Genomic DNA, 11,799 nt, shown 5'->3' on the forward strand with positions numbered 1-11,799 from the left:
TCTCACCGCTCGTGGCCGCACCCGGCATCACGCGGCCCGGTCCAAGTCGACGACGTCCAGGGCCCCTTCGCGCAGCAGGGTCAAGTGGACGTCGGGCCTCGGCAGTGCGGCGCGTGGCAACGACTTCGGGAATCAGACGATCGACCTGATGGTCTTGTCCGCGTACCGCAGCGTCTCGTCCATGGCCTTGCCCATCTCGCGCAGATCGTCGGGCCCTGCCGAGAGGAGAGCAGGGACGTTGATCATGCTCGCGGCGAGGAAGCAGCCCGACACGGAGAGGAACGCCTTGTACTGTTCCCGCCCCTCGTGCCCGAGCGATTCCCAGTCCCGGGGCTCCGGCGGCAGACTCGCCCTCCACTTCTCAAGGGCGTGGGTGCCGTGGACTTCGACGTACTCCATGATGACCGTGGCGCGCGACAGTACGTCGACCATCGTGTCGAAGCCCTTCTGCGACTGGTCCAGAGCCGCCTCCGCGGCCTCGACCTGAGTTCGCAGACGTTCCTCCTCCTTCTTGTTCCGGCGCTGCCTCAGAACGTAGAAGCCGGCGGCCGCCAGCGCTGCCGCCGGGGCGGCGACCATGCCGGTGAGCAGGAGAATGCCACCCGCCATGCCCGCACCGCCCGCGGCCAGCGTGCCTCCTCCCAGGAGGGCCAGAGTCGCGTTGGTCGCGGCTACCCCGGCCAGCGCCGAGATGGCTGTCCCGGTGGAGGCGGTTCCGAACAACGCGGCGGCGGTGAACGCACCGTAGGCCGCGGCGCCGCCGACCGCCACCCCGGCGGCACCTCCGGCGGCGGCTCCGCGGATCGCGTTGGCGATCCCGGCGGACATGGCCTCGATACGTATCGCCGTAGGGGTCTCGCCCGTGCTCTCGATCTCCTCCTCACCCGGCCCTTCCGGCTCGGGCGCCCCGCTGATGCTCTTGGCCAGTTCCACGAACCTCATGAAGAACTCGTCGCGGACGACATCATGGACACGGTTGAAGCCTTCCCCGTGTTCTTGGGTGATCTTCGACCGCTGTGCCGCCTTCTCGTTGATCTCGGCGTGGCGTCTCTTCGTCTCCGCGACTTGGTCGCGCAGCTTCACCGGCCGCCGGCCCCGCTGACGAGCGAGAGACCTGGTTCGGTCCTCCGCCTCCTGCCCGAGTTGCGTGGGTGTGAGGTGGAGCGCGAGGGCGATGCCGGCCAGACGGTGCTCCCCGGGGCTGACGAGCCCGCGCTCGATCCGGGAGATGGAGACCGCGCCACCCTTCCCGTAGTCGGCCTGCTCGGCCAACTCTTCCTGGGTCATGGAGGGTTTCCGGGCCTGGCGGTGCTCGCGGATCACGAGGCCCATCGCCTCTGCGCTGAAATCATCCATCGGTTCCGGTCCTTTTGGCCGACGGGCTGTGGCGACGCCACGAGGACTGAGCCTCACGTGCCAGCGCAACACCGGAGCGGACGGCCTGGGTGCTGTCTTCCGCGAACTGCCTGGCCGCCTTGACGACGGCCGGGTCACGACGGACTTCGTCGGCGGTCTGGATGTTCTGGGCGGCGGTGAGGGTCAGTTGGGCGAGGTTGAGGCGGGGCATGGCAGTGGACCCTTCGTCGCTGATGTTGCCTGCGTGTGCAACTTAGCGTCACTTAGTGTGCGGTGTACGCACTATGGCGACACTGGCTGACCGCGACGGCGCAACGCCCAGCGGGTGGGACCGAAGGCCGTGGGTCGTCGGGCCGCCCGCTACGCTCGAACGTCACTCCACCACCAGTCCGCGCACGGCAGACGCTGTCCGTTCAGGTACCACCCGCGGCAGGGCTCGCCTTGTTGGAGGGCCGCCTCGCCAGGGAGCCTTCCGCCCTTCTTCGCCAGATACCTGCCGATACGGACATGGCGAACGCGGAACCAGCTCTGCTGGGGCCCGGTTCTCCGGCCGACCGGGCCTGGCGCCTCCTGAAAGGTCAGAAGGGACTGGGGTGGGTCACGACCAACAAGCTCCTGGCTCGCAAGCGTCCGCGCCTTCTGCCGGTCTACGACCACGTGGTGCGCTGTGTGGTCGGGCGTCCGGGGTCCTTCTGGTTGTCGCTGCGGGAAGCGCCGGCCGCCGAAGGCAATGCTCTGCACGAGCAGCTGCTCTCGCTGCGGGATGGCGTCGGCGTGCCGGCGACGGTTTCGGCGCTGCGGACCTGTGACGTGGTTCTCTGGACGAGCCATGCGGCAGACCACAAGAGGAAGGGCTGCGGGGGCGTCCCAGGCTGACCTTTCGTCTCCCCCTTCGCATGTGAACCGACTGCCCGGACGATCCACCAGCGCCGGCCTCTCGGCGTTGGCACCCTCGGCTGCGTGGTGGCGGCGATGTACTTGTCAACCGCAAGGGCCACGGTTGGTGGTCGCGGTGGGGAGGCCGCGGTCAGGCCTTCAGGGCCCGACCGGCGATGGTGAGGGTCAGCCGGCGGGGGGCCAGCCCGGAAGCCAGCGCGGAGAGGCGGTTGCCGAGGCCGGCGACCACGCTGGGCGGGGTCGTGCCGCGTTCAAGGGCTCGGCGGGCGGTGGAGACGACCTGCTCCGAGGTGGCGACCTTGCCCACGACCGCGTCCTGACTTCCGACGACGTCGAAGAACTCGGTACTGGTCGGTCCCGGCGAGACGGCGAGGACGCGCAGGGCGCTGCCGCGGGTCTCGTACGCTATGGCCTCGGTGAAGCTGAGTACGAAGGCCTTGCTCGCGCCGTAGACCGCCATCGCGGGCGTGGGTGGGTAGGCGGCGGTGCTCGCGATGGTGACCAGCGCGCCCCGGCCGTCGGCGACAAGGTCGGGCAGGAAGGCGCGGGTCAACCCGGCCACCGCCGCGATGTTGAGCTGGATCATCCGGTCGACCTGCGCCGGGTCCTGCTCCAGGAAGGGGCCGTGGCTGCCGAATCCCGCGTTGTTGACGAGTGTCTGGATCCGGATGCCCCGTTCGTCGAGCTCGGCGCGGAGGGCGGCGCCGGCGCCGGGCAGGGACAGGTCCGCGGCGATCGGGGTGGCGTTGATGCCGTACCGCTTCTCCAGGTCGCCTCCCAGCTCCGTGAGTCGATCCAGGCGCCGGGCGACCAGCACCACGTCGGCGCCGCGCTCGGCCCACTGGCGGGCGAACTCGGCACCCAGTCCCGCACTCGCCCCGGTGATCAGGGCCACTGTGCCCCGGTACATCATCGTCATGTCGGCTGCTCCACTTCCATGGGTTGCGTCATACTCAATGTAGGCACCGACATCATTGTAGTCAATGACAACATCGAGGTAGAGGAGACCGCCTTGGCCGACGGCCCGTACCACCACGGGAATCTCAGGGCCGCCCTGCTGGAGCGGGCGGAGACCATCCTCACCACGTCGGGGGCCGAAGCCCTGACCCTGCGCGGCCTGGCCCGCGAGCTCGGGGTGAGCCATGCGGCACCCGCGCGCCACTTCCGGGACCGGCAGGCATTGTTGGACGCACTCGCCGTCAGCGGCTTCACCACCCTCAACGCCCGCCTGCGCGCGGCGGCCGGGGAAGGGGGTGGCCGGGTCGGGGCAAGACTGGCCGAGCTGGGGCGGACGTACGTGGACTTCGCGGTCGGGCACACGGCGCTGCTGGAGCTGATGTTCGCCGTCAAGCACGCCGACGATTCCAGCGACGAGCTGCGGGAGCTGGGGCACGAGAGCCTGCTCATCGTCGCGCGGCTCATGGCGGAGGGGCAGGAGGCGGGAGCGGTACGCGCGGGCGAGCCCGTTCAGCTCGCGCAGGTCGCCTTCTCCACCGTGCACGGCCTCGCGACGCTCGCGGTCGCCTCGCTCCTCGACGAGACCCCGCTCGCCGAGGCCACGGAACTGGCCCTGGAGATCCTCTTGGCCGGCCTGCGACCCGGCGGCTGACACGGGCCTCGCGGTCTCGGTGCCCGTCGGCTCCCGCTCCGGCGCGCGGGAGTGGGAGCCGACGGACGGTTCGACCGGAACGGCCGCTCGACGCGCCCGCGTCAGAGGGGCCAGGGGGCCGGATCGACGAGCGCGATCGTCAGGGTATGTCCTCGATCCGCTGCCGGTTGAGGAGGTGGGCGGGCAGGAACGGTTGCTTCGGATCGACGGGGAAGCCGTGGTCGTGGGCGAGGCACGCCATCGCGAGCGGTCCGAGTGCCACTCGGGCGCGCGGCGCCGCGGAATCACCCCAGTGACCGCCGTGGTCCGCGAGGGCTTCGGCGAGCGCTTCCGCGAAAGCCTCGTGGTCGCCCGATATGAGGCGGTGGAAGAGTGCGGCCGGGTGGTAGTCGACACGGTTCACGAAGTCCGTCGGGGCCTGCGCCACGGCCTCGGGCACGGACGTCTTCATGACGGAGACCAGCTTCGGCACGGCATCGGCCGTCGGGCGGTCGGAGAAGTACGTCTGCAGGGTGTCGATCCAGTGCAGCACGTACTCGTCGACGGAGTCGTCCTCGCGGAGCCTCGCCAACGGCACTCGGCACAGGCGGTCGATCCGCTCCATCTGACGGCATGTCATCGCGAGGTAGACGGCGTCGAGCCAGGCGCGGGCGTCGGCGGGCGGCTCGGCGGCCATCGCGGGCAACCGTGTCACGAGGTCCTCGCCCAGGTGGCATTCCTGCGGGCCCGCGCCGGTGAACAGTGCGGAGCCGAGTTGCACGGCGGTGGCCCAGGCATCCCAGGTGTCGATGTTCGCGACGTCGGGGTCGTCGGCGCAGCGGGCATGGCCGAGGGCCAGGACGGCGGCGAAGGCCTCGGCCAGACCTGCCGGGTCCGCGGGCTCGCGCGCCAGGCGGGCCGTCGACTCGGCCGCGGTGCGGCCGAGAGCGGCGATCTCCGGAGCCTGCGCCGCGGCGGGCGTGGCGATCCGGCCCGCCCGGTCCAGCCGGACCAAACCCTTCATCAGGCCGAGCAGCCGCGGCGGCGGCCGCAGGGAGAAGGTGCGGGTGTCCTCATCGATGACGGTGAGCGATGTCAGTGCGCCGTCGTGCCACCAGTAGACCCGGGGGGACAGCTGCCCCGGCCCCTCCTCGTGAGCGCTGAGGGCGTACGAGGCCAGGCCGTTGAGACCATCGACCACGGAACCGTCGGCGATCGGGTGGTAGGCCAGCAGGTGCCGGTTCGGCACGATCACGAGGGCGCCGTCGCGCGGCAGCGGCTCGCCGGTCACCTGCCGGGCCACCTCGGAGAGGAACAGCGCCTTGCTCGCGACGAAAGGCGAGTCACCGTGAAGGGAGTGCACGCGCGCCCGCCCTGCGACGGACACTTCCTCATGCGTGACGGGCACACTCAGCAGGTTGGTGTACGCGGCCTGCCCCAACTCCCGCAGTCCGGCCCGCTCCACGTCCGCGTCGGTGAGGATCCGCACGCTGGTGGGTCCGTCGAGGGCGTAGGCGAAGACGAGCCCGTCGGCGACCACGCGCGCGTAGCGCATGTCGTCGACGAGGTCCTGCGTCAGCGAGGCGAGGGGCAACAGCCGGGCGTGCGTGCCGCGCAGGAGCTCCTCGGCGCTCTCGCCGCCCGTGCTCGCCTGCCGCAGGGCCGCGAAGTGGGCGGCCACCAGCTCGGGCCAGCGGCTCTCGGGAGCCTGGCGGCACGTGGACCCCAGGTTGAGGAGCGACTGGTGGTGGCCCTCCCGGAAGTGGGGAGCGGCCAGTTCCCTCAGGTACGCGGCCTGGGTGGCGGTCAGCATCGGCAGCTCGGAGTCGGCGCCGGGGCCGCCTGGGATCTCTGAAGTATTGTCTCGGTTCATCCCCCCGACTCTACGACGAACGCGAACGCCGAACCCGCGCCGGGCTGTCGGTCCGTTTCGAGGTCACGAGTCGCTCGGGGCCCAGGAGGCCAGGGCCATCGACACGCGAGCGTCGTCACGTCTCAGCCCCGGGCGTACGGCGCGGGCGGGGCGCCGTGTCGAGCAGGGCCCGGACGCGGCGTCCGTCGTCCGTGCCCGCCGGTCAACGCGGTTCAGGCGCGCCGCGAGCGCTCCGCCGCTTCCCTGCGCCGACGTTGCGGAAACGACGTCAGGGCGGTGTGCGCGAGGCAGCCGGCCGCCGCGCCGACCACGTACCAGAACAAGTCCGGTGCATTGAAGGTGGAACCGAGAACGAGGCGGGCGATGGTGCTGCGCCCGGAGAGTTCCGCGGGGATCGCGCTCAGCTGGAGGAACTCGACCGCCCAACTGACGGTCAACGCAACTGCTGCGGCCCGCAAGGGCGTTGTCCTCGGCGCGACCACGACGAACAGGGCGAGGAGCAGCACGGTGTACAGCGCGTCTCCGCCGTACTTGGCCACGCTCCCCACTGTCACGATCCTGAGCCCCAGCCCGGCGCCGACGATGAGGACCGCGGCCCCGGTCGCCACGAGGCGGGTCCGCACGGGGTCGGCGGCGTCGCGGCCACGGTTGCCGGGGAGGAGGTTCACGAGAACATGGTGCCGGATGGCTGTCGCGGGATCGTCGAGCAGGTCGGGCCGCCGGTCGTTCCTATGATTCCCATGGTTCCTGTGTTCCTCAGGGCCCGATGCCCTCTGGCCGTGTGGGCCAGAGGGCATCGCGGCGATCCCGCGGGAACGGGTGGTGTGTCAGGTGGAGATGGTGGCGACGGGTTCGAGGCCGTAGGTGCGGGCGTAGCCGTTCTCGGTGCCGACGAGGATGTCGACCACCTCGAAGTAGCGGTCCCAGAAAGGGGTTTCGCGCAGTGCGTCGATCAGGAGCTGGTAGGCGTGGTGGTCCTCGGCCTCCCACATCCAGACGTCGGTGACACGCGCGGAGTAGAACTCGGTGTCGTAGAAGCGTGACCGCACGCCGGTGGTCTTGGCCTGGATCACGGGCAGGACCTGGGTGGTGAAGGCTTCGACGCGTTCCTGGACGGTCAGCGCGAGCCACTCGGGTGTGGTCTTGACGAGCATGAACGCCGTGACCGGTGGTTCGGTTGTTTCAGCGGGCATGGGGATGCCTCCAAAGTGGTGTGTGGGCATGGTGTGTTGGGCAGCCGGCTGTGTTCCGGCGAAGGGTGGTGGACTTCAGGAGAGGACGGCGGGCTTCAGGGTCTGGGCGCACCACTGCTCGAAGTCGGTGGGGGAGGAGGTGTCGGGGGTGCGGACGACGCCGGCGTCCAGGCCCTGGTCCTTGGCTCGCTTCATGTCGACGATGCCCTGGACGAAAGCCTCGTTGAGGCCGTAGCCGACGAGGTTGGTGTACAGCTCGTCGAGCGGCTGCCGTTCGTAGCGGACGGGGCGGCCGAGCTGTTCGGTCATGATGCGGGCCACGTCGTTGGGGGACAGGTCCCGCGGGCCGAGGACCGGGACGCTGTCGGTGCCCGTCCACGAGCGGTCCAGCAGCAGGTCGGCGGCGACGGCCGCGATGTCGGCGCAGGCGACGAAGGGAGCCTTGCGGTCGCCGTCGACGACGTCGACGAAGACGCCCTTGTCGCGGATCGAGTCGGACTCCTCAAGGAGGTTCTCGAAGAAGGACGGGTTGGCCAGGGACCGGTAGGCGACGCCGCTGTCGGCGATGAGGTCGTCCATGGCGAGGGAAGCGGTGACGAGGCCGGCCCGGTCGGCGAGCGGGGTGCCGCGGCCGAGTGCGGAGACACCGACGACGTGGCCGACGCCGTGGGCGGCGAGCGCCTTCGCGGCGGGCCCGCTGAATCGGCTGTAGGCGTCCTGCGGGGTCAGGGAGGCGTCCGGGGGGACGAGCCAGAAGACGGCGTCCGCACCCTCGAAGGCCCGGTCGACGACCTCGGCGTCCCCGTGCGAGCCGGTGATCACCTCGACGCGTCCGTGAACCGCGTCGGGAAGCCGGGCGGGGTCACGCACGATCACGCGCAGTTCCTCGCCCGCGGCGGGGGCGGATTCCAGCAGCCGGGAGAGCAGGGAACGGCCGATGTTCCCGGTGGGAGCAGTGATGACGATCATGAAAACCTCGTAGGTCGTGCCGGTCGGTACGCCTCTCATCCTGCGGAGGATTCCAGTGCTGCCACAATGGGAACATCGGCACGCAATCATTGACTGAAATGGAATAATGCTGGTGAACAGCCCGGATCTCGCCCTCGACGCCAATCTCGCCATCGCATTGGACGCCCTGCTGGCCGAGAACAGCGTCACTCGGGCCGCCGCCCGCCTGCACACCTCGCCGGCCGCCATGAGCCGCACACTCGCCCGTCTGCGCCGCACCCTGCAGGATCCGCTGCTGGTCCGAGCCGGGCAGGCCATGGTCCCCACCCCGCGTGCCCTGGCCCTGCGCGAGGAGGCCGCGGCCGTGGTGCAGCGTCTCGGGGCCCTGCTCAGCCCCGATACCGGCATCGAACTCGCCGCCCTGCGCACCACCTTCACCCTCCAGGCCGCCGACCTGGTCGGCGCGGCACTGGTCCCCGGACTGTTGCGGCTGGCCGAACAGGAGGCGCCGGGGGTCTCGTTCCGGCTCCGGGCCGAGGAGTTGGAGGCGGGCCCCGCGCTGCGTGACGGTCGGATCGACCTGGAGGTCGGGTCCATCGACCATGTGGACCCCGAAACGAGGGTCGAGGAGTTGGTCACCCTCCGCATGGTGGCGGCCGTCAGGCCCGGTCATCCGCTGACCGAAGGCCCCGTGACCCCGGCCCGGCTCGCCGCCGCCCAACACGTCGCGGTCAGTCGCCGCGGCCGATTCACCGGCCCCCTCGACGCCGCCCTGGCCGAGCGGAACCTTCGTAGGCGGGTCGGCGTCGTCCTCCCCAGTCACCTGGCCGCCATGACCCTCGCGGCTCGCAGCGACATCGTCTGCCTGGTACCTGCCGCGCTCCCCGGCGCGGCACCCTCACCCCTCACCGCCGACGCGGTAGCCCTCGGACTGCAACTCCTGGACATCCCCCTGGCCATGCCGCCCGTGAGCGTCGGCATGGCCTGGCACCCCCGCCATGCGGCCGACAGGGCCCACCACTGGCTCCGCGGCGCCATCCGACGAACCCTCAGCACACCCGGGAGCCCCACCACGTGATCTGACCGGGTACCGGGACGGCCGCGACCGCGGACGGCGACGGAATGCGAGCGGGGTGTCGACCGACAGGTCCCGCCGCGACACGCCCGTTGGACGGCCGGGACTTCCTCGGGATCGATCCACCGGACACCAGGGCCGGTACCGCGCCCGGTGCGTCGGAAGGCGGTCGACCGGAGGCCCGACCTGCCCGTGCCGGGCGCGCAGGGCGTCCGTGCCGCAGTGAGCATGCCGGCCACGATCACCGGGAGGGATCCGGCAAGGAGGGCGCCGGGCCGCGACGGCGGGCGCGCGGCCGACGCCGTCGAGACCGGCCTCGACATCGGTATCGGCCGGCAGTAACCGCGGGCGCGCGGTCGACGCTTTCGGGTCCCTCGCCGGACCGGTCCGGGGTGCCGGCGCTCAGGAGCGCGGCGTGTGGGCAGGCTCTGGTTCCTGAGGCCGAGCAGGTCGGGCTTCCTCTGCCTCGGCCCTCTCGAGGGCGCTGATCGTTCGGCGGCGCCAACGTGTGGCGGCCACCATCGCAACCACCCCGCCCAGCAGGCTGACCAGCGGAACACCCCAGACTGCGGCCGCGAACAAGACTCCGAGTGATTCCATGACGCCCCCGTTTCGTGGTCAGCGTACGCGGCTCTGCCGGCCATCCGGCCCCCGGCACCGCAGCGGGCGGTCACTCGCGAGCCGTCTTCTCGGAACGCGGCCGGATCGGTGGGACAGCGGCGCCGTGGGCCGGAGAGCCACCCGGCGTCACGGGGTCTCGTCCACCGGGCCGTGCTCTTGGTGTCGGCGGGCTTGTTCGATCAGCCGGCGCAGCAGGTCGCGCGCGGCGGTGAGTTCGCTCGGGGAGACGCCCTCGGCGATCACACCATGGGCCCGGTTCGCGCGAGAAGTGATCGCCTCCAGGGTTCGATGCCCGTTCCCGGTCAGCGCCAGGAGGGGGGAACCCTTGTGGTCGGGGTTGGCGTGGAAGGCCGCCAGGTCCTCGTGGACGAGGTCGTTGGCCACGCGTGCCGTCGAACGCGATGCTCTACCTCACCGACGCCGGCCCCGTCGCCGTGCAAGGTGAGCCCTTGATCACGGGAATGGTCAATGCCGCCCCCTTCGACCGCGAGGCACTCCTGACGGCCCTCCGGATCGACCAGGCGGGAGACGGCACCTTCCCGAGTTCGTCCAGGGATGCTGGAACGCCGGAGTGATCTGGTACGACGTCGATCTGTACGCGCGTACCTGCGCCTGTCACGGCGCCGATGGTGACAGCTACGTCGAGGCCTACCCGGCCGTCGCGATCTGACGCGAGGTCCGACGCGAGGCCCCGATCCGCGTCGCGGGGGCGGTGCGGATCATCGGCCTGGGGGGCGGGGAACGCGTCGGGCCCCCGTCCCTTCAAGGGACGGGGGCCCGACGCGTCGACCCGCGTGGCTCGCGGACCGCGTGGCGACTTCGTGCGATGACTACGTGTGGTGACTAGCGCCCGCCCTGGCGGCTGCCACGACCCTTGCCGGGGCCCCAGTTCTTGCTGTCCAGGATGCGGCCGTGCTCATTGCGCAGGGTGGCGGAGTCGCGCTGGTCCCAGACGTAGTTGGTCCGGTCCTGGTAGACGTCGCGGAGGGTGTTCCTGCCCTTGCCGGTGTGCACCTTGACGGTGGAGTGACCATCGAGGAGCAGGCCGCGGAAGCGGTAGCGGTTGCCCTGCTTGTCGGTCAGCGTGTAGCCACGCAGTTCGACGGCCCTCCTGCCGGTGTTCTTCACCTCGACCCACTCGCCGTTCAGGCTGCGGTTGCTGCGGTCGTTACGGCCGGGGCTGTCGTACTGCACCTTGCCGATGGTGATGGTGGAGTGCTTGCCGGTCGAGCCGTGGTCCCGGCCGTGGCCGTCGGCTGCGGCCGGCAGCGCGGCGGAGGCGAGAGCGGCGACGGAGGCCACGAGGGTGGCGACGACACGGCGGGTGTTGAGAGAAGCGGACATGAAGATGTCACCTCAAGGACGTGCGGGTCCCCGGCTTGCTGCCGGGAACCCATACTTTGGACCGCGCGCGGAGCGTTTTCTAGCAAATCGCCCCAAGATTGCCAAATGAAGACAAACCGGTCTGATTCTCTGACCAGTCGGTGATCTGATCGGTGGCAGGGGTGCGGCCTCGAACGTTCCGACGGGGCGCGGGGTCCGGGGTGTGTGGTCGCTCACGGCGCCGGTACGAACCGCCGTCCGCGGTCCTCGTACCAGTCAAGGGCAGGCCGACTCAGTCAAGTTCCGTGGCGGGGTGGTTGGCGAAGAGCGTGCGGAAGGTCTCGGAGGGGTCGTCGTCCAGGGTCGGGAGGCTGCCGCTGAGCTGGAGGGCGGCGAAGCCGTGAGCGAGTGACCAGGCCGCCAGGCCGGCGCGCCCCGCGTCGGGGCGCTTCTCGGCGGGCAGTTCCTCGATCCCGGAGCGCAGCGCGCGGGAGGCGCGTTCCTTGGCGGCGGCCAGTTCCGGGTCCTCGCCGTGCAGCAGTTGCGGACGGAACATCACCTCGAAGTGGGCGGGGTGCCCGACGGCGAACTCGACGTACCTCGCCCCCATTTCGCGCAGCTTGCGCGCGGTGTCGGTCGGCACCGAGGTCAGGCTGTCGGCCAGTAGATCGAAACCCTCCGTGGCGATGGCGGTCAGCAGCCCGGCCTTGTCCCTGAAGTGGTGGGCGGGCGCGGCGTGGGAGACCTGGGCGCGACGGGCGAGGTCGCGAAGGCTGATCGCCGCGACGCCGTCGTCGCGAATGACCTGGAGCGCGGCGGAGATGACGGCCCGGCGCAGATCTCCGTGGTGGTAAGTGGGTGTCGCGGCCATGGGTGCAGGCTACCCCAGATCTAGTCATTGACAGGATGGCTTGGGCGTCGCAAT

Annotated in this window: 14 protein-coding genes; 4 read left to right on the plus strand and 10 right to left on the minus strand. The window is 70.7% G+C overall.

What is annotated here, in order from left to right:
• Positions 1-132: 132 nt before the first annotated feature.
• Both OHA84_RS33620 and OHA84_RS33625 read right to left on the minus strand, forming a co-directional pair.
• Positions 133-1,356: a helix-turn-helix domain-containing protein gene (locus OHA84_RS33620; protein ID WP_266968129.1), complete on the minus strand. Its 1,224-nt coding sequence runs from the start codon at positions 1,354-1,356 to the stop codon at positions 133-135.
• Positions 1,349-1,567, minus strand: a complete 219-nt coding sequence (locus OHA84_RS33625) for a hypothetical protein (protein ID WP_266968127.1) — start codon at positions 1,565-1,567, stop codon at positions 1,349-1,351. Before OHA84_RS33625 ends, OHA84_RS33620 begins: the two co-directional genes overlap by 8 nt.
• Positions 1,568-1,629: 62 nt before the next feature.
• On the opposite strand from OHA84_RS33625, the gene OHA84_RS33630 reads away from it, so the two are divergent.
• Positions 1,630-2,232: a DUF6308 family protein gene (locus OHA84_RS33630; RefSeq protein WP_266968125.1), complete on the plus strand. Its 603-nt coding sequence runs from the start codon at positions 1,630-1,632 to the stop codon at positions 2,230-2,232.
• Between the two features lie 151 nt (positions 2,233-2,383).
• Here OHA84_RS33630 and OHA84_RS33635 read toward each other — a convergent pair whose 3' ends face one another.
• The gene (locus OHA84_RS33635; protein ID WP_266968124.1) at positions 2,384-3,172 is read right to left on the minus strand and encodes an SDR family oxidoreductase; all 789 of its coding nucleotides are present in this window, start codon (positions 3,170-3,172) and stop codon (positions 2,384-2,386) included.
• Between the two features lie 93 nt (positions 3,173-3,265).
• Here OHA84_RS33635 and OHA84_RS33640 point away from each other — a divergent pair, with 93 nt between their 5' ends.
• Positions 3,266-3,862: a TetR/AcrR family transcriptional regulator gene (locus tag OHA84_RS33640; RefSeq protein ID WP_266968123.1), complete on the plus strand. Its 597-nt coding sequence runs from the start codon at positions 3,266-3,268 to the stop codon at positions 3,860-3,862.
• A gap of 139 nt (positions 3,863-4,001) precedes the next feature.
• Here OHA84_RS33640 and OHA84_RS33645 read toward each other — a convergent pair whose 3' ends face one another.
• The 4 genes from OHA84_RS33645 to OHA84_RS33660 form a co-directional block, all read right to left on the minus strand.
• Positions 4,002-5,714: an immunity 49 family protein gene (locus tag OHA84_RS33645; protein WP_266968121.1), complete on the minus strand. Its 1,713-nt coding sequence runs from the start codon at positions 5,712-5,714 to the stop codon at positions 4,002-4,004.
• A 212-nt stretch (positions 5,715-5,926) separates the two neighbouring features.
• Positions 5,927-6,382, minus strand: coding sequence for a DUF2809 domain-containing protein (locus tag OHA84_RS33650; RefSeq protein ID WP_266968119.1), 456 nt, complete (start codon positions 6,380-6,382; stop codon positions 5,927-5,929).
• 159 nt (positions 6,383-6,541) lie between these two features.
• On the minus strand, positions 6,542-6,907 hold the full coding sequence (locus OHA84_RS33655; protein WP_266968117.1) for a darcynin family protein: 366 nt from the start codon (positions 6,905-6,907) through the stop codon (positions 6,542-6,544).
• Positions 6,908-6,982: 75 nt separating this feature from the next.
• The gene (locus OHA84_RS33660; protein ID WP_266973845.1) at positions 6,983-7,876 is read right to left on the minus strand and encodes an NAD(P)H-binding protein; all 894 of its coding nucleotides are present in this window, start codon (positions 7,874-7,876) and stop codon (positions 6,983-6,985) included.
• A gap of 106 nt (positions 7,877-7,982) precedes the next feature.
• On the opposite strand from OHA84_RS33660, the gene OHA84_RS33665 reads away from it, so the two are divergent.
• Positions 7,983-8,933 carry a LysR family transcriptional regulator gene (locus OHA84_RS33665; RefSeq protein WP_266968115.1) on the plus strand — a complete coding sequence of 317 codons (951 nt, stop codon included), beginning with the start codon at positions 7,983-7,985 and terminating at the stop codon, positions 8,931-8,933.
• A gap of 744 nt (positions 8,934-9,677) precedes the next feature.
• Here OHA84_RS33665 and OHA84_RS33670 read toward each other — a convergent pair.
• Positions 9,678-9,935, minus strand: coding sequence for a hypothetical protein (locus OHA84_RS33670; protein WP_266968113.1), 258 nt, complete (start codon positions 9,933-9,935; stop codon positions 9,678-9,680).
• Between the two features lie 2 nt (positions 9,936-9,937).
• Here OHA84_RS33670 and OHA84_RS33675 point away from each other — a divergent pair, with 2 nt between their 5' ends.
• A complete protein-coding gene (locus OHA84_RS33675; protein WP_266968111.1) occupies positions 9,938-10,126 on the plus strand; it encodes a hypothetical protein in 189 nt (62 codons plus the stop codon).
• Between the two features lie 268 nt (positions 10,127-10,394).
• Here the strand turns inward: OHA84_RS33675 and OHA84_RS33680 are convergent, their stop codons facing one another.
• Positions 10,395-10,895, minus strand: a complete 501-nt coding sequence (locus tag OHA84_RS33680; RefSeq protein ID WP_266968109.1) for a lamin tail domain-containing protein — start codon at positions 10,893-10,895, stop codon at positions 10,395-10,397.
• Between the two features lie 271 nt (positions 10,896-11,166).
• Entirely contained in the window at positions 11,167-11,745 is a 579-nt protein-coding gene (locus OHA84_RS33685) for a TetR/AcrR family transcriptional regulator (RefSeq protein WP_266968107.1), read from the minus strand.
• Between the last annotated feature and the right edge of the window lie 54 nt (positions 11,746-11,799).

The organism is Streptomyces sp. NBC_00513 (assembly GCF_041431415.1).
Classification (GTDB): Bacteria; Actinomycetota; Actinomycetes; order Streptomycetales; family Streptomycetaceae; genus Streptomyces.

Excerpts from the sequence above, each read along its gene's own strand:
- OHA84_RS33620 (WP_266968129.1), bottom strand. The coding sequence starts at position 1,356 with ATGGATGATTTCAGCGCAGAGGCGATGGGCCTCGTGATCCGCGAGCAC.
- OHA84_RS33625 (WP_266968127.1), bottom strand. The coding sequence starts at position 1,567 with ATGCCCCGCCTCAACCTCGCCCAACTGACCCTCACCGCCGCCCAGAAC.
- OHA84_RS33635 (WP_266968124.1), bottom strand. The coding sequence starts at position 3,172 with ATGACGATGATGTACCGGGGCACAGTGGCCCTGATCACCGGGGCGAGT.
- OHA84_RS33645 (WP_266968121.1), bottom strand. The coding sequence starts at position 5,714 with ATGAACCGAGACAATACTTCAGAGATCCCAGGCGGCCCCGGCGCCGAC.
- OHA84_RS33655 (WP_266968117.1), bottom strand. The coding sequence starts at position 6,907 with ATGCCCGCTGAAACAACCGAACCACCGGTCACGGCGTTCATGCTCGTC.
- OHA84_RS33660 (WP_266973845.1), bottom strand. The coding sequence starts at position 7,876 with ATGATCGTCATCACTGCTCCCACCGGGAACATCGGCCGTTCCCTGCTC.
- OHA84_RS33665 (WP_266968115.1), top strand. The coding sequence starts at position 7,983 with ATGCTGGTGAACAGCCCGGATCTCGCCCTCGACGCCAATCTCGCCATC.
- OHA84_RS33680 (WP_266968109.1), bottom strand. The coding sequence starts at position 10,895 with ATGTCCGCTTCTCTCAACACCCGCCGTGTCGTCGCCACCCTCGTGGCC.
- OHA84_RS33685 (WP_266968107.1), bottom strand. The coding sequence starts at position 11,745 with ATGGCCGCGACACCCACTTACCACCACGGAGATCTGCGCCGGGCCGTC.